Origin of the sequence: Spirosoma spitsbergense DSM 19989, assembly GCF_000374085.1 — a bacterium.
GTDB classification, from domain to species: domain Bacteria; phylum Bacteroidota; class Bacteroidia; order Cytophagales; family Spirosomataceae; genus Spirosoma; species Spirosoma spitsbergense.
The window spans coordinates 1-19,917 of record NZ_KB893392.1; the positions used below are offsets into that span (position 1 = coordinate 1).

20 protein-coding genes and 1 pseudogene are annotated in these 19,917 nt (G+C 50.7%); 14 read left to right on the forward strand and 7 right to left on the reverse strand.

The features are described 5' to 3' along the window. The 12 genes from B157_RS0102480 to B157_RS0102535 all read left to right on the forward strand — a co-directional run. The coding region (locus B157_RS0102480; RefSeq protein ID WP_020601803.1) for a transposase at positions 1-186 on the forward strand (186 nt) is incomplete at its 5' end. A gap of 141 nt (positions 187-327) precedes the next feature. Beyond that, positions 328-1,221 (forward strand): NmrA family NAD(P)-binding protein, encoded by an 894-nt coding sequence (locus tag B157_RS0102485; protein WP_026308431.1) that lies wholly within the window; start codon positions 328-330, stop codon positions 1,219-1,221. Between the two features lie 182 nt (positions 1,222-1,403). After that, positions 1,404-1,607 carry a hypothetical protein gene (locus B157_RS0102490; RefSeq protein WP_020601805.1) on the forward strand — a complete coding sequence of 68 codons (204 nt, stop codon included), beginning with the start codon at positions 1,404-1,406 and terminating at the stop codon, positions 1,605-1,607. Further along, positions 1,604-2,053 (forward strand): PIN domain-containing protein, encoded by a 450-nt coding sequence (locus B157_RS34200; protein ID WP_020601806.1) that lies wholly within the window; start codon positions 1,604-1,606, stop codon positions 2,051-2,053. Before B157_RS0102490 ends, B157_RS34200 begins: the two co-directional genes overlap by 4 nt. A gap of 60 nt (positions 2,054-2,113) precedes the next feature. Further along, complete coding sequence (locus B157_RS0102500; RefSeq protein ID WP_020601807.1) at positions 2,114-2,767, forward strand: methyltransferase; 654 nt, start codon at positions 2,114-2,116, stop codon at positions 2,765-2,767. 40 nt (positions 2,768-2,807) lie between these two features. Then, entirely contained in the window at positions 2,808-3,167 is a 360-nt protein-coding gene (locus tag B157_RS0102505) for a nucleotidyltransferase family protein (RefSeq protein ID WP_020601808.1), read from the forward strand. Beyond that, complete coding sequence (locus tag B157_RS0102510) at positions 3,148-3,516, forward strand: HepT-like ribonuclease domain-containing protein (RefSeq protein ID WP_020601809.1); 369 nt, start codon at positions 3,148-3,150, stop codon at positions 3,514-3,516. Before B157_RS0102505 ends, B157_RS0102510 begins: the two co-directional genes overlap by 20 nt. A 5-nt stretch (positions 3,517-3,521) precedes the next feature. After that, entirely contained in the window at positions 3,522-4,517 is a 996-nt protein-coding gene (locus B157_RS0102515) for a glycosyltransferase family 2 protein (RefSeq protein WP_020601810.1), read from the forward strand. 98 nt (positions 4,518-4,615) lie between these two features. After that, positions 4,616-5,218 carry an inorganic pyrophosphatase gene (locus B157_RS0102520; RefSeq protein WP_020601811.1) on the forward strand — a complete coding sequence of 201 codons (603 nt, stop codon included), beginning with the start codon at positions 4,616-4,618 and terminating at the stop codon, positions 5,216-5,218. A 193-nt stretch (positions 5,219-5,411) separates the two neighbouring features. Beyond that, the gene (sppA, locus tag B157_RS0102525) at positions 5,412-7,175 is read left to right on the forward strand and encodes a signal peptide peptidase SppA (RefSeq protein ID WP_020601812.1); all 1,764 of its coding nucleotides are present in this window, start codon (positions 5,412-5,414) and stop codon (positions 7,173-7,175) included. Positions 7,176-7,264: 89 nt separating this feature from the next. Continuing rightward, positions 7,265-8,470 (forward strand): helix-turn-helix transcriptional regulator, encoded by a 1,206-nt coding sequence (locus B157_RS0102530; protein WP_020601813.1) that lies wholly within the window; start codon positions 7,265-7,267, stop codon positions 8,468-8,470. 78 nt (positions 8,471-8,548) lie between these two features. Next, positions 8,549-10,522: a pyrroloquinoline quinone-dependent dehydrogenase gene (locus B157_RS0102535; RefSeq protein WP_026308435.1), complete on the forward strand. Its 1,974-nt coding sequence runs from the start codon at positions 8,549-8,551 to the stop codon at positions 10,520-10,522. A 278-nt stretch (positions 10,523-10,800) separates the two neighbouring features. On the opposite strand, the gene B157_RS0102545 is transcribed toward B157_RS0102535, so the two are convergent. From B157_RS0102545 to B157_RS0102555, 3 genes are all read right to left on the reverse strand, one after another. Next, positions 10,801-11,271 (reverse strand): GAF domain-containing protein, encoded by a 471-nt coding sequence (locus B157_RS0102545; protein WP_020601815.1) that lies wholly within the window; start codon positions 11,269-11,271, stop codon positions 10,801-10,803. Between the two features lie 257 nt (positions 11,272-11,528). Further along, a complete protein-coding gene (locus B157_RS0102550) occupies positions 11,529-12,437 on the reverse strand; it encodes a helix-turn-helix domain-containing protein (protein ID WP_020601816.1) in 909 nt (302 codons plus the stop codon). Then, positions 12,434-13,408 (reverse strand): NADP-dependent oxidoreductase, encoded by a 975-nt coding sequence (locus tag B157_RS0102555; RefSeq protein WP_020601817.1) that lies wholly within the window; start codon positions 13,406-13,408, stop codon positions 12,434-12,436. Before B157_RS0102555 ends, B157_RS0102550 begins: the two co-directional genes overlap by 4 nt. A 318-nt stretch (positions 13,409-13,726) precedes the next feature. On the opposite strand from B157_RS0102555, the gene bioB reads away from it, so the two are divergent. After that, entirely contained in the window at positions 13,727-14,734 is a 1,008-nt protein-coding gene (gene bioB / locus B157_RS0102560) for a biotin synthase BioB (protein WP_020601818.1), read from the forward strand. A 101-nt stretch (positions 14,735-14,835) separates the two neighbouring features. On the opposite strand, the gene B157_RS0102565 is transcribed toward bioB, so the two are convergent. Then, positions 14,836-15,615: a hypothetical protein gene (locus B157_RS0102565; RefSeq protein ID WP_020601819.1), complete on the reverse strand. Its 780-nt coding sequence runs from the start codon at positions 15,613-15,615 to the stop codon at positions 14,836-14,838. 178 nt (positions 15,616-15,793) lie between these two features. Here B157_RS0102565 and B157_RS0102570 point away from each other — a divergent pair, with 178 nt between their 5' ends. Then, positions 15,794-16,570, forward strand: a complete 777-nt coding sequence (locus B157_RS0102570; protein ID WP_020601820.1) for a UDP-2,3-diacylglucosamine diphosphatase — start codon at positions 15,794-15,796, stop codon at positions 16,568-16,570. A 76-nt stretch (positions 16,571-16,646) separates the two neighbouring features. Here the strand turns inward: B157_RS0102570 and B157_RS0102575 are convergent, their stop codons facing one another. The 3 genes and pseudogenes from B157_RS0102575 to B157_RS34210 form a co-directional block, all read right to left on the reverse strand. Continuing rightward, positions 16,647-17,564: a T9SS type A sorting domain-containing protein gene (locus tag B157_RS0102575; RefSeq protein WP_026308436.1), complete on the reverse strand. Its 918-nt coding sequence runs from the start codon at positions 17,562-17,564 to the stop codon at positions 16,647-16,649. A 12-nt stretch (positions 17,565-17,576) separates the two neighbouring features. Next, entirely contained in the window at positions 17,577-19,418 is a 1,842-nt protein-coding gene (locus B157_RS36635) for an Ig-like domain-containing protein (RefSeq protein WP_084761742.1), read from the reverse strand. Between the two features lie 165 nt (positions 19,419-19,583). Then, positions 19,584-19,917: pseudogene (locus tag B157_RS34210) on the reverse strand (hypothetical protein); the annotation flags it as partial.

Here is a 19,917-nt window from a genome sequence, read left to right on the forward strand (position 1 = left end):
GGCCGCAGTGCGAAGTTGCTTTTGCAAGAGTTTCCTGAATTGAAGCGTCGGTATTGGGGCGGTCATTTCTGGGGTGTTGGTTACGGTGCTTGGAGCGTGGGTAGTATTACTGACGAGTTGCTACAAGCGTACTTGGATCATCACAAGGAGCATCCCAATGGGGATGAGAATTTTATTCTGGAGTAGCCCACTTAAAGTGGTATACTTTCAGTCGGTTTCAACCGAACCAGACGAATTCCATTCGTTCTTAAACCTATGGACTTCCAGTCCATAGTCGTTTAGTTTTCATGGCATTGCAAAAAAATGACCACGTTTAGCCCTGTAGGCATGAAAAAAATAATTGTAGTAGCGGGTAGTACGGGTAATCTGGGAAACAGAATTTGCCGGGAATTGATAAAAAGAGGAGCGGAAGTAAGGGCCATCGTAAGAGCGTCTGCTGATCCGGAGAAAATTGACACCCTTAAAAAAATGGGGGTTACTGTTTTTACGGTAGACCTAAATAATATTGATGAAATTGCCCAGGCGTGTGCCGGTGCCGGTTGTGTTGTATCAGCCGTGGCAGGTCTGCGGGATGTTATTGTCGATTTGCAGAAGCGCATGCTGGATGGAGCGGTAAAAGCGGGCGTCCCACGGTTTATTCCCTCCGACTTTTGCACTGATTACACCGATTTAGTGCCGGGTGAAAACAGAAATTTCGATTTGAGAAGGGAGTTTAAAGCGTACCTGGATCGCGCACCGATAAAAGCATCGTCTGTTTTCAACGGGGCCTTTGCCGACATACTAAAGTACAATACCCCCGTCTTAAACCTGAAAGATAAAAGTATTGGTTATTGGGGCGACAAAGCAGATTGGAAACTGGATTTTACTACCGTAGACGATACCGCAGCCTTTACCGCCGAAGTAGCGCTGGACGACAGTGCCCCGGAAAAGCTGCAAATTGCCAGTTTTCAGATTAGTCCTAATACCCTGCTGGAGGATATGAAATCAGTAACCGGCGAAACGTTCAGGATTCATCAACTGGCAAGCCTGGAGGACTTTGCACGGTTCATCAAAAAACAACGAGCCGATAACCCGGCCGGAGAGAATGAATTGTATGCAAAGTGGCAGCAGGCCCAGTATATGTATTCTATGTTCACAACGCAGCATAATCAACTGGCTAACGGGCGTTATAAAAACCTTACCTGGACAACGGCGGAATCTTACCTAAGTGTGATCACCTAAACTGTCATAAGCGTATCTCCTCGTTTCGTTCCAAGCAATTCTCTATCCATCAGGACTTTACGACCATGAAGGTCTGCACGTATGCCTGCCTGCCGGGTAGGGGATGGTTTCATTAGTTGGTAGATACCGCGTATTGGTAATTACCCGGATAATAAGTACTTTCAGCAGTAAATTTTGACAATATGGTTATTGAAAGGACAAGTGAGGAAATCATTATACGACTTCCTGCCTACGTCAATACAGACGATCTGCAACGCCTGGTTGACTATCTGACCTACAAGGAGGCCACCGCTCAATCCGTAGCCACACAGGATGACGTAGATTCGCTGGCAGCTGATGTTAAGCAGGGCTGGTGGGCCAGCAACAGGAATCGACTTATCAAATGAAGATTGTTGTCGATACCAATATTATCTTCAGTGCGCTCCTGAATTCGAATGGTACCATCGGTGACCTGCTGTTCAATTCGGACAGAACATTTGAATTTTACAGTTGCAATTACATGCGTTACGAGATATTTAATCATTGGGAACGACTAAAGAAAATCTCAAAACTGTCGGATGGACAATTGCAGATTTCTTATGCCGAAGTTCTCTCAAAGCTGAAATTTATCAACGAAGAATTAATACCCGTAGCGGTGTGGTTGGCAGCAGAAGAGATTACCAAAGAAATTGATATTGACGATACGGACTTTGTAGCCCTGGCAAATTTTCTACAAGCCAGCCTATGGACCGGTGATAAAGCCTTGTATAATGGATTGAAAGAAACTCACTTTAAGGCATTGCTAAATACAACGGAACTGGTTGCCCTGAGGGTAGAAATGGGGAAGCAGTAATTTTGCTCTACTACGGTGTTCGCTTTCAAACAATTCACTATCCATCAGGAACATACGGCCATGAAGGTCTGCACGGATGCCTGCGTACTGGGTGCGTTTTCCGACGTGGGAATGGGTGGACGCGTGCTGGATATTGGTACGGGAACGGGACTGCTGGCCCTGATGGCGGCTCAGCGCAACCCCACGGCGCTGATCGATGCCGTTGAGGTAGATGAAGCCGCTTTCGGGCAGGCGGTGGAGAACATCGCTAACAGCCCCTTTGCCGGGCGGGTGCCTATTATTCGCACCCGCATTCAGGATTTTTGCCCGGATACCGCCTACGACCGTATCATTACCAATCCGCCGTTTTACACCAATCACCTGCGCTCGCCCGATGCCGCCGTGAACCGCGCCCTGCATACCGATGAGCTCCCGTTCCCGGACCTGCTTGCGGCCGTCGTTCGATTGCTGAAACCAGCTGGGCAATGGTGGGTACTTTTGCCACCCTACGAAACGGACCAACTAACGGACCTGGCCGCAACACTGGCTTTGGTACCGTTCCAGCGGCTTACGCTCCGGCATCATGCCCAAAAACCGGCTTTTCGGATAATTACGGGTTTTTCGTTTCAGCAACGGTCCGTTCTGGAGGAAAAATTGACTATCTACGAAACCAACAACCGGACGTATACACCGGAATTTCGCAGGTTGCTGGGAGACTTTTACCTGATTTTCTGAAAACTCTGCGACCTTTGTAATAATTCGAGTTGATTCAACTATGGAAACAGCTTCTATAATCCTTTCATGCCTTAGGCATTTTTATAAGAAAGCCCTGACTATGGAAAAGAAACAGATTGTTCAGACAATTCAGCAGTATTTTGCGGATAAACCGGTTGAACGGGCGTGGTTATTTGGATCGTTTGCCCGGAATGAGCAACAGTCAGATAGTGACATAGATGTGTTAATCGAACTTGATTTTTCGTGCCCGATTGGTCTTGAATATGTTCATTGGTGGATGGATCTGGAGCGTACGTTAGCGCGTAAAGTTGATCTGGTTTGTGAGGGTACTCTGTCTAAATACATTGTCCCACTGGTCAATCAGGATAAACAATTAATCTATGAAAGGCAGATTGCCTGATAAAATTCGCCTGGAGCATATTCTGGATGCGCTGAAAACGATTGATTCATTTATTGAGGGGTTGACATTTGACGAGTTTGCGTCAGACTTGAAAACCACATTTGCGGTAGTGAAAGCACTGGAGATAGTGGGGGAAGTTGCTAACCATATAGCCGCCGGCACTCAGGCTTTAGAACCCGCCATTGATTGGATTGCTATAATTGGCCTTCGTCACGTATTGGTTCATGAGTACTATGGTATCCGACCCGAAATTCTCTGGCGAATTATTACAACCCATACGGTTGAACTGAAACCTAAAATTCAGGCCGGTCCGCCGGTGCGGTTAATTACTCAGCTAACGGAGTCTTAAAGTCGATGCCCGAATCAATTCAACTGACCATACTAATTCCGCTCTATAACGAAGATGAGTCGCTGCCCGAACTGCACGACTGGATTGTTCGGGTTGTAACGGAAAATCATTATACCTACGAAATCCTGTTCGTCGACGATGGCAGCACTGATACTTCCTGGGAGGTTATCGAGCAGCTGGCCCGCCGGAACCCGCACGTACGGGGCATCCGGTTTAACCGGAATTACGGCAAAACAGCTGCTTTACAGGCAGGCTTTCAGGCGGTGCGTGGTCAGGTAGTGATCACGATGGACGCCGATTTGCAGGATAGTCCCGACGAAATACCGGAACTATACCGGATGGTTACCGAGGATAAATACGACCTCGTATCGGGCTGGAAACAAAAACGCTACGACCCAATCACCAAAACGTTGCCCACTAAGTTATTCAATGCGGTGTCGCGCTGGGTGTCGGGCGTGCCGCTGCATGATTTCAACTGCGGGCTGAAGGCCTACCGGCAGAAGGTGGTGAAAACCATTGCCCCGGCTCTGTATGGGGATATGCACCGGAACCTGCCCATCGTGGCCAACTGGAATGGTTTTGGCCGTATCGGGGAAAAGGTGGTACAGCACCGCGCCCGGAAGTATGGCACTACCAAGTTCGGGCTGGAGCGATTCGTAAATGGTTTTCTGGATGTACTGGTCATTGGCTTCGTCCAGAAGTTCAGTAAGCGACCCATGCACTTTTTCGGTACCTTCGGCACCCTGTCGTTCTTTGTGGGCTCGGTACTGGCCATCTGGCTCATTGTGGAAAAGCTGATAAACATCGCGCAGGGAGTCAAATTTCGTAATGTGACTGATAACCCGCTGTTTTTTTTCGGTCTGGTCGCCATCATTCTGGGCGTTCAGTTATTTTTGGCGGGCTTTTTGGGCGAAATGCTCGTACGGCAATCGCTTGGTAAGTCCAATGATACGCTCATTGCCGAACGGGTTGGTTTCCTGGAGAACAAGGTGCCGATGTAACGGAATTAAGGCTGCCAATCGGTAAAAAAACATTCATGACTGTTCAGTAAAAAAATCGTATACAACTAATTTTTATAGTACCTTCTAATAAACATCCAATGAAGAGCAATTTTAAAGCGCACCCCTGGCACGGCATTTCAATTGGCGATCTGGCTCCCAAACAGGTAACGGTTTTTATTGAAATCGTGCCAACCGATACGGTGAAATACGAAATCGACAAGATAACGGGCTACCTCAAAATTGACCGGCCCCAGCAGTATTCCAACGTGTTACCCGCGCTCTATGGTTTTATTCCCCAAACCTACTGTGGCGACCAGATTGCCAAACTAGCTACCGAAAAATCGGGACGTGTAGTGGAGATGGGTGATGGTGACCCGCTCGACATTTGTGTGCTGACCGAACGGGAGATTACCCACGGTGACCTGATTTTGCAGGCTATTCCCATCGGAGGCTTTCGCATGATTGATAAGGGCGAAGCCGACGATAAAATTATTGCCGTCCTGAAAGGAGATGCCATGTATGGGCAGTATACCGAACTGGCCCAGCTACCCGAAGCGGTAGTGAAGCGCCTTCGGCATTACTTCCTGACGTATAAGAATCTGCCTGAAGAGCCCGCCGTAATGGAACTAGCCAATGTATACGGTCAAGCCGAAGCCTGGGAAGTTATTCAGGCATCCGTCGGCGATTATAAGTTGATGTAAGCAGAAAAGCGAAAAGACGTACGAAGAAAGACGGGGCTATTGCATTCGTTCTTCGTACGTCTTTTCGCTTTCCATGCTATCCTGCCATTCGTCCGCCGTTTTCATACACTCAACACTTTTATAACCCGGCAATTTGTGGCCGGGTTATATTTGTAATAGCCTGTCATCAAAGGCACTACTTATTAGTTTATTCATGCGACAGTTTCTTAAGTATGTACTGGCCACTATTGTTGGCCTGTTATTGTTTTCATTCGTGGGTTTTTTATTGCTGGTAGGCATTGGCGCTGCTTTTTCCTTGTCGGATAGCAAAAGCAATGTCAGTGCTAATTCAGTGCTGAAAATCGACCTGAACGAACCCGTGGAAGAGCGGAGTAGTGAAAATCCGTTCAGCAACATTGGTCCATTTAACCAGAAGGGCGATGCTATGGGTTTAGTGGAGATAAAACGAGGGTTGAAAGCTGCCAAAGACGACGATAATATCAAGGGTATTTACCTGAAAGCAGAAAGCCCGATGGCGGGTTGGGCCTCGCTCGAAGAAATTCGTAACGCCCTGATCGACTTCAAACAATCCAAAAAGTTCGTATATGCCTACGCCGAGGGTATGACCGAAAAGGGGTATTATCTGGCATCAATAGCCGATAAAATTTACCTCAACCCGGCGGGTGATCTGGAATGGAACGGCCTCAACGCCGAACTCTCGTTTTTCAAAGGAACGCTCGATAAACTGGAAATCAAGCCCGAAATTTTTAAGGTTGGTGACTTCAAAAGTGCGGTAGAACCGTTTATTCGGAATGACATGAGCGGGCCAAACCGCCTGCAGGTAACTTCGTTCCTGAACTCGATAAACAACCACATGCTGGTGGGTATCGCTCAGAGCCGGAACCTGCGGGTCGATTCGCTCAACCGCTACGCCGATAATCTGACCATTCAGAAGCCGGAAGATGCCCTGCGGACGAAAATGATTACCAATGTGGGGTATGAAGATGAACTGCAAAGCCTGATTCGGAAGGAGTTGAAACTGGACGAGAAGAAGAAAATCAATTACGTATCACTCAGCAAATACGATAAATCGGAGAAGGACGATATGGAGGGCAGCAGTTCTAACCGCATTGCGGTCATCATCGCATCCGGCGATATTCACAGCGGAAAAAGTGAGGGTAACAGCATCGGTTCCGAAACCATTGCCGCCGAGATTCGCAAAGCCCGGCTGGACGACAAAGTGAAAGCCATTGTACTCCGGGTCAACTCCGGCGGGGGCAGTGCCCTGGCCTCCGATGTGATGTACCGGGAAGTTGAACTGGCCAAAAAAGCCAAGCCAGTTATCGGGTCAATGTCCGATTACGCTGCATCGGGCGGGTATTACATGCTCATGGGCTGTAATAAAATTGTGGCCCAACCCAATACCATTACGGGGTCTATTGGCGTATTTTCCTTACTGTTTAATACAGAAACCTTCTTTAAAGATAAACTTGGCATCACATACGACCGGGTGAAGACCAACCCGAATGCTGATTTTCCGGCGGCCACGCACGAAATGACCCCGTACCAGAAACAGGTGATGCAACGGGCAACCGAGCGGGTTTACGCACAGTTTACGGGCAAGGCCGCAGCCGGACGCAAATTGCCCATTGATAGCCTGCGGGCCATTGCCGGAGGCCGGGTCTGGACAGGTAGTCAGGGGAAAGCCATTGGTTTGGTAGACCAGCTTGGCGGATTGGATGAGGCCATCAAACTGGCCGCTCAGTCGGCCAAACTGAAAGACGGCGACTACAAACTGAAATATCAGCCCTTCAAGAAGCCCTTTTTCGAACAACTGATGAGTTCACTTTCGGGGGATGACGAGACCCGGATTCAGGCGCAACTGGGCGAACTGGCGCCGTATGTGAAGTACCTGAAAAAGCTAAAAACAATGGAAGGCATCCAGATGCGAATGCCTTTTGAGATGGATATCCGATAAGCTTTTGCCTGGTTTACGGAGTGCAGACCTATGCGTTTTATAAAACGTATAGGTCTTTTTTTTACCTTGCACTATCCAATTTCATATTGATGCAGACCCTTTCTGTTGAGCTCGACCTGTTCGCCTTTTTTATTCTGCTGGGCGTGGCACAGGCGATTTTTCTGGGCTTTTTTTTTCTGACCGGCAAGCGGAGTCAGGGGGTATCTAACCGGTGCCTGGGCTGGCTGATGCTGGCCCTGTCGGCAGTAATTGGGGAGATATTCCTGTGCTATAGCAATTACATGTTTCGGCTATTGCCACTGGTTGATTTTTCGGAGCCGTTAAATTTCGTGATGGCCCCGCTTTTTTTTCTGTTCGTTTTCGCCCGAATCCGGGGGCAGTTACCCCGTACCTGGGGCTGGCACTTTGTACCAGCGGGTTTATGGGCCATTAACTCTATTTCCTGGCTGTACCAGCCCATTGCCTTTAAATACAACAACTACCTCGAAGCCTGGCATCCCGAACTGCCTCAGATTCCTGAACCACCGTATTACATGAGCGAAGATTTATTCTTCGGCCTTCGGGATTACATAAACGAACTAACGCTGATTAGCTGCCTGGCCTATAATGGGGCGGCTCTGGTACTTATTTATCGCGCCTACCGGAAGTCGGGTAACCCGTTCTGGCAACGTTCGCCGAAGCGATTAGCTCAGTTGCGGAATCAGACACTCCTGTTTATGGTGTTACCGCTGCTAATTGTACTGATTAAACCCCGGTTTTATGAAGACCTGGGCGACTACCTGCTGGCCTGTTACCTGACCGTTATTATCTATTTTACCAGCATACGGGTGATGGCCGACTCGACCTACTTCACGGATGAACCGGAAACGCAGCTACCTATCCCGGAAACCGCTGTTGAACCCCGAAAGAAGTACGGGAAATCATCCCTATCCGAAGAAGTAGAAGAGGCCATTCTGCAAAAACTCATCCGGCTGATGGAGAGCGAGAAACCCTACCTGCAAAGTGATATATCGTTGACGAAACTGGCCGGGCTTCTAAACACGTCACCACACCACCTTTCGCAGTTATTGAACGATCGGCTGGGTCAAAGTTTTTTCGATTTGCTGGCAACCTATCGCGTTCGGGAAGCACAGCAATTACTGAACGACCCCACGACGGCGCACCTCAAGATTGACGAAATTGCCGAACGGGTAGGCTATAATTCTACATCTGCGTTTCACACCGCTTTCAAGCGGTTAACCAGCCAAACGCCCGCGCAGTTTCGGGAATCAGCGACTTCGTCCCGGTCGGCATGAACTTCTTGAAGGCCGGGAGATAGGGCCTTCGGAACTGTTGGTGCCCACATTTGTGTCAGAAACTAACTCGTTCTGTTTATGAAGTCTTTCGCGATGATCCGGCCCGCCAGCAGCCGACGGAAAAATTGGCTAACCGCGCTGGTTATGCTGCTGTTTACCCAACTGACTGTACATGCCCAGTCGGCTGGGTCAGTCGAGTGGCCCACGTACGGAAATGATGCAGGTGGAATGCGGTTTTCGCCCCTGACCCAAATAAATCCTGCCAATGTAAAGCAACTCACCGTTGCCTGGACATTCCGAACCGGCGAACTGGACGCGTACAAAGGTACCGATGCCGCCGAAAAAGCTGCTTTTGAAGCCACACCCATTATGGTGGATGGTACCTTGTATTTCAGTACACCCACCTCCCGGGTTTTTGCCGTGGATGCCGCTACGGGTCAGAAAAAATGGGACTACAACCCCGATGTCTACCTCCGGCAGGATTTGTCCGAAATAACCTCACGGGGCGTTTCCTGCTGGCCGGTACCCGGCGATAAATCGGCTTCTTCTGGCCAGTCCAAACGGATTTTTGTCGCTACGCTGGATGGTCGACTGATTGCGCTGGATGTCCGGACGGGTAAGCCGATTGACACATTTGGCAAAGCCGGTAGTGTCGATTTACGGGCGGGGGTGGGCAATATCAGCGTCACGTCGCCCCCGGCGGTGATTGGCAACACGGTGGTGGTCGGCTCGTCGATGGGGGATAACCAGCGGTTCAATTACGAGCGGGGGGTGGTGCGGGCGTACGACGCCGTGACGGGTGCCCTGCGCTGGAGCTGGGACCCTATCCCCCGCAAAAAAGGCGATCCTGGTTTCGATACCTGGAAAGGACCAAATGTAGGGCTGACGGGCGCGGCCAATGCCTGGTCCCTGATTTCGGCCGATGCCGAACGCGATTTGGTATTTATCCCCACTACCAGTCCCAGTCCCGATTTTTACGGGGGGGAGCGGTTAGGTCAGAACCGGTTTGCCAGTTCTATCGTGGCCATTCGGGCGTCTACCGGCAAGGTAGTCTGGGATTTTCAGACGGTTCACCACGACATCTGGGACTACGATAATGCCTCGCAGCCGGTTCTAATTCCGTTTGTGCAGAATGGGAAAACTGTTCCGGCCGTAGCAGTGGGTACCAAAATGGGCCATGTATTTATCCTGCATCGGGAAACGGGGGGGCCACTACTGCCGGTAGAAGAGCGTCCCGTACCCAAATCCACTGTGCCGGGCGAAGAAGCGTATCCTACGCAGCCCTTCCCGACAACGTTTCCCGCGTTGGGGTTGCAAAAAATGGAAACCTGGGGACCAACCCCCGCCGATAAAGCAGCCGCCGACCAACGCATCAACGGGCTTCGGTACGAGGGTATATTCACCCCTCCATCGCTGGAAGGAACGCTGATGACACCGGGTAACGTGGGTGGTATTCACTGGGGGGGGATGAGTTACGACCCCCAGTCGGGGCTACTGATAACGAACGTTAACCGGCTGGCGGCCCTCATCCGGCTCCTGCCCCGCGAACAGCTATTGGCCTCCGTAAAAAACGATCAGGAACTGCTTCGGGCCGAAACCGGGATGCAGTCGGGAACACCGTATGTTATGAAGCGTAGTTATCTGTTTGCCAAAACCGAAATGGGTCTGGTGATGCAGACGCCCCCGCCCTGGGGAACGCTGGTGGCCCTGAACCTGCAAAAAGGTACGCTGGAATGGGAGGTGCCGCTGGGCTATATGATGGACCCGGCCAAATACCCGGACACTAAAAAATGGGGTTCGCTCAATTTCGGTGGAGCCATCACTACGGCGGGTGGACTGATATTCGTAGCGGCCAGCCTGGACGGTCATTTGCGGGCATTCAGTACCAGCAATGGCAGTATGCAATGGGAAGTGCCCCTACCCGCCAGTGGGCAGGCCACGCCCATGACCTATCAGGTAAACGGGCAGCAGTATATTGTGATAGCCGCCGGTGGTCACGGCAAGATGGGTACCAAACTGGGCGATTACGTGGTAGCGTATAAGTTGCCCTGATTGTCACGCCAACGCTGGTAAAGTATGCTTTCCCTTCGGGGTAATTGGGGTGCTCACCGGGACGGTATTGCTGGAATACCGGAGGTTATCGGTGGTTACGTTCTGGCTAATCCGCTTCGATACAAACCATGCCTTTGTTACTTTTTAGCACAGCATTTTCAATCAAAATAGCCTTTACGGCCATTTCGGGCAGGCATAATCTGTTTACGCTAATACAGCGGTTACAGCATCACAAAATTTTCAATGACTGGCTGTAGCCTGGGCAGGATGGCTTCAATCTACGTTTTTTCTTCGTCTGTCCACTGGCGTGTCTGTTCAAAAACGCAGGGCTCCAGAATTCCCCACAGTTTTCCATTTCCGTGAATAGGAGCATGAATCAAGGCACGATGGCCGAATGTTTTATTCTCGAAGGCCTCGTTCAGCACACCGGGACCAGCGGTTTTTACGTCCTCCACATAAATGACTTTTGTATTGTCCAGGGCCGACCTGAATAGTGGGTCTTCCTGTGGCAGGTCGGTCGTGTCCGGTTGCCAGTCGGGTTGAACTACGTCAGGAATGGCGTTGTCTTTACGCCAGCAGAAGGCGATTCGACCGCGTTCCTGGTCGGGCTGACGGATGTAAATAAAACAGCGGTCGGCATCGAGCATTTCACCCGTAGTCTTTACGGCTTCGTACAGCGTTTTGTCGTATGAGTAATTGTTTGCTAACAGCGCGTCGATGGCTGCGGAGAGATTTTGTTGAGTAGTCATACATAATTAACACTCCGAAGCAGAATCTGTTTAGGCTGTTTTGCTTTATTTCTACAATTAATTGTTTATAAGCAAGATTTATGACAAGGATCATCGGGAGTCAAAGTTGGGAGCAGGATTGGTATCGCGACTATCAATTCCTCGAAAGCTGTCTAAAAGCAGAATAAGACTATAGCAAAAAAATGAAACGAATAAGTCGTGCTTTTACAAACGGAGTTGCCGGTAACTTCACCCTTGCCAGCCTGCGTTTCTGTTATTCAGTTAAACGACTGTCTGAATTCCAGCGGTGAAAAAGATGTTTTCGCCTTGAATAATTTGCTGAACGATTGCAGATGTTCAAAACCTAATTCATACGCAATTTCACTGACCGACAGGTTGCTGGCTGATAATTTTTCCTTTGCTTTTTCTATCAGCTTTTCGTGAATGTGCTGCTGCGTATTTTGCCCTGTTAATACCCTTAGCAAACTACTTAAATACTTGGGAGACAGGTGTAATTGTTCGGCCAGCAGCTGGACGGTTGGCAACCCTTTGCTGATTAAACTGCCGCTGTTGAAATAGTCAGCGAGCAATTCTTCCAGGCGATCAAGTATCTGATGGTTAGCTTTTTCGCGCGTAATGAACTGGCGATGGTAGAACCTGTCGGCATAGCCAAGCAGGCTTTCAATTTGCGAAATAATGATTTGCTTACTGAACCTGTCGATGTTGTCGTGGTATTCCTGATTGATAGTCAGGATGATGTTGTTGATTATGGCTTCTTCTTTATCAGAAAGGAACAGGGCTTCGTGCAGGGAATAACTCCAGAAATCATATTGCTTTATTGTTTTGGCTAACGGGGTATTCCACAAAAAATCGGGATGGATGTAGATTACCCATCCCGATTTTTTTACTTCTTCGTTTTTATCCTCAACCGCAATGCTGAACACCTGGCCGGGCGACATAAAAGACATAATGCCTTCATTGAAATCGAACGAGTGCTGGCCGTAGGTTACGTTGACGTTATGCATTCGTTTTACGGAAATAGCGTAACAATCCAGTATCAACTTAATTGGTTCCTCGTTGTCCAGATGCATAACCGTCCCCACATCGACAACACTGATGAGCGGATGTTGTGGTTTAGGCAAATTTCTGAACGCATGAAATTCGCTTATTGTCCTGATGTGTTTCATTTAGGTTCGCCTTCTTTTCTTATTTCCAGCACCAATTTACCCCGTACGTGCCAGGTTTCACTCTCCCGGTGTGCATCAGCCACCTGTTCCAGCGGAAATACTTTACTGATAAAAACCTTCACGTTGCCTGCATCAATCAGCCGGGCTATTTCGGCCAGCCATTCCTGCCTGGGTTGGTTGGCAACCAGTTCGCCTTTCGCATTCTTCTTTGCCAATGCCTGTGTAACCGCTTCGCTGAACGGGAAATCAATGTTGACACTCACCAGTATACCGCCTTCCTTCAGCACCGTTACGGACCTCAGTCGCTCGTTATTATCCCGATGGGGTGCTGCATCGAACACAACATCTACATCGCTCACCAACTCGTCAAATGGCTGCGTTTTATAATCAATAGCTTCATCGGCGCCAATCGCCCGCAGGTAATCAATATTTTGGGTGGAAGCCACGCCAATTACATAAGCCCCTTTTGCTTTGGCAAACTGCACCGCAAAACTACCCACGCCACCTGAAGCACCCTGAATCAACACGCGCTGTCCGGGCTGTAGCCTGCCATGCCCGAAGAGGGCCGTCCAGGCCGTGAGTCCTGCCAGCGGCACGCCCGCAGCCTCGTTGAAGCCAATGCTCTCGGGTTTGCGGGCAAATTGACTGGCTTTGGCCACGCAGTACTCGGCGTAGCTTCCATCACCCGGGAAATTAGGAATACCGTATACGGCATCTCCTTTTTTGAAGTCTGTTACATCGCTGCCCGTTTCTTCCACAATGCCTGCCGCATCCCAACCTAGGGTCATGGGCAGTTTTAACAGGGGGCGCAAAAAGTCATTACCCCCGTTCCGGACTACCCAATCCACAGGGTTTATACCACTGGCATACAGTTTTACCAAAATCTCATCAGGCGCGGGTGCAGGACGTTCTAGCTCGTCTAACCTCAGTACGTCCGGGCCGCCAAATTCATGAATTCTAATCGCTTTCATCGTACGCTGTTCTTATGTTTTTTGATGATACAAAGGTCCGCGACAGTGGTGAAACTGATTTAGTGAAAACGCCTGAAGGTTTAGCCGAAATGCCGAAGTTCGTTTCCCGGTTACCGCCTATGGATAAGACCGATTGGTTACTGCTCCGTTGCCACCCAAACCAGGTATGCCCTGACAGGTCATGTTAATGAAATTGCGGTTGATGGTATCTGACACCGGTGAGTTGGTTAGTTTGCACCGGGTAAATTTGTCGGTTCAGCGCGCAGGGTTTACTTTTGAGGAATGACCGCACTGGCGGTGTAGCTGACTACTAATTTTATGACGCCACTTCGTACTGATTGGACCCGCGCTGAAATCGCCGACATTTATAATTCACCCGTCCTGGACCTGGTGTACCGGGCCGCTACCGTTCACCGACAACACCACGACCCGCAGGAGGTGCAGGTGTGTACCCTGCTATCCGTCAAGACGGGTGGTTGCCCCGAAGACTGTGCCTATTGCCCGCAGGCTGCCCGGTACCATACCGACGTAAAGGTGCAGAAACTGATGGAAGTAGACGAAGTACTGACGGCTGCCCAACGGGCCAAAGACACCGGCAGTACCCGTTTTTGCATGGGAGCTGCCTGGCGCGAAGTCCGCGACAACCGCGATTTCGATAAAGTACTCGACATGGTGCAGGGTGTGAACGAGATGGGGCTGGAAGTGTGCTGTACCCTGGGTATGCTCACCGAACAGCAGGCACAGAAACTGAAAGATGCCGGGCTGTATGCCTACAACCATAACCTCGATACGAGTGAAGAATTTTACGGGGACATCATCAGCACCCGTACGTACGATGACCGGTTGGATACGCTGGGCCACGCCCGCAAAGCCGGTATTTCGGTTTGTTCGGGTGGCATCATTGGCATGGGCGAGACCGATACGGATCGGATTGGGATGCTGCACACACTGGCTACGCTGCCCCAGCATCCGGAATCGGTACCGGTCAATGCGCTGGTGCCGGTAGAGGGTACCCCGCTCGAAGACCAGCCGCGCGTATCGGTGTGGGAGATGATTCGGATGATTGCCACCGCCCGCATCATCATGCCAAAAGCGATGGTTCGTCTTTCGGCGGGGCGCGTTCGGATGAATACCGAAGAGCAGGCACTTTGCTTTCTGGCCGGGGCCAACTCCATCTTCGCCGGTGATAAACTGCTGACGACGCCCAACCCCAGCGAAGACACCGACACGCAATTATTCCAGACGCTCAATATCCGGCCCCGCAAAGCCTTCAAGGACCAGAGCCAGCCGGCTGTTACGTTCGAACAGATACCGATGGCGGTATAAAGCCTGACTTATACCGGCCTTTCACGACGAGTGAGGGATACTAAAATGCAAAAGCCAGACTCCGGGAGTCTGGCTTTTGCATACCTGTCAACTGATTGTCGTTATAACGCTTTCGTGTATTCGTTTTCCGCAATCTTCTCAATCAACACTTCGGCCAGACTTTTTGCCTGCTCTTCCCGCATCTCCGGTTTGCCTTTCGTGCTAACGGTTACGTTGATAATGTTGTTGTTGTACAGAACGTGCATTGCTCCTTTGGCTTCATCCCAAACGGCTTTGTCGCCCAGGTCCCGCACCGCTTTTCCGGTGCCATAGCCAATCGATGGCGCTGTAAGGGCCGGAGAAGCCGCCGTAACACCACCATGCTGAGGCTGATTGTCGGGCATAGTTGCGGTCGTTTCCGGATTCGAGGTATCTAACTTTTGTACGGCGGTGGCGTTGGGCGTGGCACCTTCCTCACTGGTAGCCGTCTGAACTTCCTGGGTATCGACCTCAGGTGATACAACCGCAACGGGCTGCTTGCCCTGATACATTTTGTCGAACATATATTCGGCTGTGAACACAGACGAAAAAGGCCGGTCGCCTACGAAGGAAATAATAACCTTATTACCACCCTCCCAGGCAAATTCGCAGCCATCGTGCCCGTACCCTTCGGACAGTTTAGTCGTTTCTTCCAGATTGAACGCACCGCGAACATATTCTTCTCCGAGAATAGTACAGGGTTGATCATAGTTGAAATCCGTTGTAAGCATGTTTACCCCGGCTACGCGCTTGGCCACGATAGGACTGGCATCCATCTGACTGGCGGGATCCTGAGGGGTGCTTGGGTTATTACAGGCTAAACACAGTACGGGAAAAGCCAATATCAGTGATTTGATTTTCATGATACGATTAGAGAAAAGCCAAAATTAGTGTTTTCTTAAATACCAGATTAACCGGCTATATGTTTTTGTGGTATCTAATGGGTAAGTAGCCGTAAACAGCCATTGTTTGCGCTAGTCCGGGCCGACTAATCTGGCAAATAGGTTGATTTGCGTACCTTTACGCCCGAATTTTCCCGGCATGTCCACTATCGAAACTATTCCGCTTGCTCCCGGTCAAAAGGCTTATTTCGCGTCCGATTTTCATTTGGGTACCCCCACGCCCGACCAAAGCCGTGAACGCGAGCGGGCCGTAGTGGCCTGGCTCGATGCTATCCGGCCCGATGCCGGGGTGATTTTTCTGGTGGGCGATGTATTTGATTTCTGGTTCGAGTACAAGAAAACCATTCCCAAAGGCTTCATCCGGTTGCAGGGGAAATTAGCCGAACTGACCGATGCCGGTACGCGGATAATTCTCTTTACGGGTAACCATGACATGTGGATGAAGGACTACTTCACCCAGGAAATGGGTATTCCGGTTTATAGGCAACCCCGCCGGTATGAGATAGGGGGCAAACGCTTTCTGATTGGGCACGGCGACGGTCTTGGCCCCGGCGATTTCGTTTATAAACGCCTGAAAACGGTCTTTGAAAGCAGGCTGGCCCATACGCTATTTCGACTCGTTCATCCTGATATGGGCATTGGTCTGGCGCATGCCTGGTCCCGGCGGAGCCGAATCAGTAACAACGAAAAAGGGGAGGAGCATTTCCTGGGTGAAGACCGCGAGTGGCTCATGCAGTACTGCCGCGAGGTAGAAGCGCAAATGCACCACGACTACTACGTTTTCGGTCACCGGCATCTGCCCCTCAATCTGGCCGTGTCGCCCACCAGCCAGTACGTAAACCTGGGCGAGTGGGTAAGCGCCAGAACCTACGGAGTATTTGATGGGCAAACACTTCGCCTGGAAACGTGGTCGTAAGACGATCTGTTGGTTAAAAAAAAGACCGCTACCTGTCTGACAGGTAACGGTCGTAACGCGTACTTACTGGAAAGTTCTACTGCTTGATTATTTTTTTGTTGACGGTTTTGCCCTGCATGAGCATCTGCACGAAGTAGACTCCGCCCGGCAGGTCGCCCACCTTGAGTTGAACGGTATTCAGACCTGCTTTGGCGGGTTGCACACTGTTGCGCCGGGCCATGCTGTTGGCATCCAGTACATCGAGCGATACGGCAGCCTGATCATCGGGGCTGAAATACGTCACCTGCACCACATCGGTAGTAGGATTGGGATAGACTATTACTGAGAGCTGAGCCAGATCATCGTCTGTATTAATGGGTAAACCCATTTGCTCCTGTTTATCCTTTAATACTTTTTTCAGGCTGATTACCCCATTCATCTGCTCGAGTGGTTTGGCCGTTATGCTGGCCCGCTGACCGGAGCGCGTATAAAAACTACTGCGTACATTAAGCGCCATTTCCTGATCGGCAAACCGGGCAAACGAATCGTCCGGTGACAGGATATTTATCTGTGTGGGGTCGCCCCCGGTGCCCCGGAATGTGAATAATGCTACCGGATTGCCCGCCGTGAAGGGGCCGTAATTCGTTTCCTGGGGGGCTTTCCCGATCACATAGTAGGCCCAGCCTGCATCGGCACCGGTTTTTGCAAAAGCATCCGGTGTGGTTAGCTTATAGGCAGCTTTGTCCCAGTTACCCCGGATGTCGTGTATGTCGGTAAGCACGAAATCTTTGGGTACTTTCAACGAAAACTGTGCCGTAGCTCCCAGATCGTTCGATTCGGGGTTGTTGGCATTGGGCGTGGAGTAGTTGGGTACAACCCAGGTCGTAAATACGCCCGTAGCCGGTTCGCGGGTTATCATATACCGCACTTCGTTTGACGAAAGTATGGGGGTGTCCTGGGCCTGAACTACCATACAACCCAACCAGAGTAAAAGACTAATGCTGAATGTTTTCATGAATTTATGCGGTTAGAGACGAGATTTTGTTTTCTTGATTACGAATGGAACACAGGCATCGGGAGGGCAGCAGGCACCCTGCTGTATAACGATGGGGCAACAGCTGGCAATAGGGCAGCTACCGTTTGATGACGATACCGTGTAAGTTCCTGTCAGGTCGAGGGTTACGGTGTTGCCGGTAAATACAGGGGTTGGGTTACCGTTGCGATACCACTGCACATTCAGGTACTCCCGTGGTACACTCACCGTTAGCGACTCGCCCGAGCAGAGAACATACGGTACACTGGTGCAGGCGGAGGCCGTGTTGTTGGTCTCGTTGGGGTCCTGGCTGCCGGTAGCCGTCACACTGGCTACGTTCACAACGACTCCTTCGGAAAGAAGGCGGACGGATAGTACAAACGTAACCGTTTCGTTGGCGGTCAAATCGCCTACGGTCCACAGGCCGGTTGCGGAATTAAACGATCCTTTCGATGGGATTGGCCTTGCCTGAAGCTGTACCGTACTGTTCCGCAACAGGGTGTCGGTTACGATTACGCCCGATGCACTGCCCGGTCCCATGTTCTGTACGGTAATGGTGAAACTGACTACATCTCCCACCGCTGATCCAGACTGACTAACCTTTTTGGTGATCAGCAGGTCGGCCGATTGATTCGGTGCCGCCAGCACGGTCAGACTAATTGGGGCTGAAGAGCAGACCGTAGGCTGAGCAATGCTACAAACCGTGTAGGTGAACGAGATCGGACCGGTAAAGCCGGGAGTGGGGGTAAAGATTATCGTTCCATCCAGGTTAACCGTGGCCGTTCCGGTAGCTGGTGTAGTTATGGTCACTGTGACGGTGGAGATGCTAACCGGTTGCCCGTTGTTAAAGTCGTTGCCCAGAATAGGGATTGTCGTGGGGGTGCCCGCGGTGAGGGTGAGCGCGTCGGGGGTGGCCGTGAGCACTGCCGGAACCGGGTTGACCGTCAGGCTGACGGGAGCCGAAAAGCAGACGGTTGGCTGCGTAAGGTCGCAGATGGTGTAGGTGAACGAAACGGGACCGATGAAGCCCGGAGCGGGGGTGAAGCCGATGGTGCCGTCGGCGTTGACTATGGCCGTACCGGTCAGGGGTGGGGTGGTCACCGTGAGCGTTACGTTGGTGGTGCTGGCGGGTTGTCCGTTATCGAAGTCGTTGCTCAGTACGGGAATGGTGGCCGTAGTGCCCGCTGTCAGGGTCTGACTATCGGGGTTGGCTGTCAGACTCGCACACAGAGCCTGATTGCCCGTTGCCGTCCTGAATTGCTCAAGTGGTGTTTGATTACCCCCCGCAGGTGTGGCTGAGAGCGAATAAAAGCTATTGGCTACGTTGAGTGAATAGCGCTGATCAGCTTCCGCAATGAAGGGGTTTCCTGGTTCCAGTAAAGCCAGAGGCCCCAGACAGCCATTCCCCTTGAAGGTGAACAGACGTACAGGCGTACCTGACGTAAATTGGCCGTAGCTGGATTCTGTCGGGGATTTACCGATGACGTAATAGTTCACGGCAGGGTTGAGTCCCGATCCTGACCAGTCCTGTCCCGTGTTTCCAGGTCCCAGCCGAAGCGGGGCTTTTTCCCACGTTCCAATGACATCCGTAATAGTCGAGATGGTAAATGTGGAGGGCACTTTGATGGTAAACTGAGCGGTGCCTCCTTTCTCAAATTGACCCGTGTTGTTCGTGTTGGGTACGTTATAGCGGGGGACTACCCAGGCTGTATAGAGTGTAGTAGTTGCATCATAAGTAAGAAGGAAATCCACCACATTTGTTGACTGTTGGGCAAAACTGGCCCACCCTGTCAGCAACATACACCCCCATATCATTACTCGTAAAAATCCTTTCATTGCTTTACGTTGTTTTGTCTGAAATCCAATTGATAAAATGGGCCGGGTAAGCTATACCCGGCCCACCAGAGTTAAGGCAGTTGTTCGCGAATAATGAAGAAGGGGGCTTTCAGGCTATTTCCGGGATGGTTATTGATTAATACTGTGAGCAGTTTGGTAGTCGGGTTAAGCAGCCCTACGCTGCCAGAACTGACAATTAAGGCTATCAAGCCGATTTATATCAACTGAGCCATCTACGCTGAGTTGGCTATATATCGTTTTCCAAATACGTTGGTTGGTTTGCCGACGTACCAACGCATTCATCGAGTTGAGCAACGAAGTATCTGCCACCAGCAACAAGCGGGCGACGTTGACCCCGCTCAGTGTGGCGTTCAGGTGGTAGTCCAATTTAGCATCGCTGCGAGCCTGACATTGACTCAAGCCTGTGAACTGCTTGGCATCCCGGAAGAGTAATTCGATCTGAAAGCGGAGGTGGTAATAGTGGGCGATTTGACTGGCC

Bases quoted from the DNA above. Each gene is read 5' to 3' on its own strand.
- B157_RS0102505 (WP_020601808.1), top strand. From the start codon at position 2,808: ATGGAAACAGCTTCTATAATCCTTTCATGCCTTAGGCATTTTTATAAG.
- B157_RS0102500 (WP_020601807.1), top strand. From the start codon at position 2,114: ATGAAGGTCTGCACGGATGCCTGCGTACTGGGTGCGTTTTCCGACGTG.
- B157_RS0102510 (WP_020601809.1), top strand. From the start codon at position 3,148: ATGAAAGGCAGATTGCCTGATAAAATTCGCCTGGAGCATATTCTGGAT.
- B157_RS34200 (WP_020601806.1), top strand. From the start codon at position 1,604: ATGAAGATTGTTGTCGATACCAATATTATCTTCAGTGCGCTCCTGAAT.
- B157_RS0102555 (WP_020601817.1), bottom strand. From the start codon at position 13,408: ATGAAAGCGATTAGAATTCATGAATTTGGCGGCCCGGACGTACTGAGG.
- B157_RS0102490 (WP_020601805.1), top strand. From the start codon at position 1,404: ATGGTTATTGAAAGGACAAGTGAGGAAATCATTATACGACTTCCTGCC.
- B157_RS0102485 (WP_026308431.1), top strand. From the start codon at position 328: ATGAAAAAAATAATTGTAGTAGCGGGTAGTACGGGTAATCTGGGAAAC.
- B157_RS36635 (WP_084761742.1), bottom strand. From the start codon at position 19,418: ATGAAAGGATTTTTACGAGTAATGATATGGGGGTGTATGTTGCTGACA.
- B157_RS0102520 (WP_020601811.1), top strand. From the start codon at position 4,616: ATGAAGAGCAATTTTAAAGCGCACCCCTGGCACGGCATTTCAATTGGC.
- B157_RS0102570 (WP_020601820.1), top strand. From the start codon at position 15,794: ATGTCCACTATCGAAACTATTCCGCTTGCTCCCGGTCAAAAGGCTTAT.
- B157_RS0102535 (WP_026308435.1), top strand. From the start codon at position 8,549: ATGAAGTCTTTCGCGATGATCCGGCCCGCCAGCAGCCGACGGAAAAAT.
- B157_RS0102515 (WP_020601810.1), top strand. From the start codon at position 3,522: ATGCCCGAATCAATTCAACTGACCATACTAATTCCGCTCTATAACGAA.
- B157_RS0102530 (WP_020601813.1), top strand. From the start codon at position 7,265: ATGCAGACCCTTTCTGTTGAGCTCGACCTGTTCGCCTTTTTTATTCTG.
- B157_RS0102565 (WP_020601819.1), bottom strand. From the start codon at position 15,615: ATGAAAATCAAATCACTGATATTGGCTTTTCCCGTACTGTGTTTAGCC.
- B157_RS0102545 (WP_020601815.1), bottom strand. From the start codon at position 11,271: ATGACTACTCAACAAAATCTCTCCGCAGCCATCGACGCGCTGTTAGCA.
- bioB (WP_020601818.1), top strand. From the start codon at position 13,727: ATGACGCCACTTCGTACTGATTGGACCCGCGCTGAAATCGCCGACATT.
- B157_RS0102575 (WP_026308436.1), bottom strand. From the start codon at position 17,564: ATGAAAACATTCAGCATTAGTCTTTTACTCTGGTTGGGTTGTATGGTA.
- sppA (WP_020601812.1), top strand. From the start codon at position 5,412: ATGCGACAGTTTCTTAAGTATGTACTGGCCACTATTGTTGGCCTGTTA.
- B157_RS0102550 (WP_020601816.1), bottom strand. From the start codon at position 12,437: ATGAAACACATCAGGACAATAAGCGAATTTCATGCGTTCAGAAATTTG.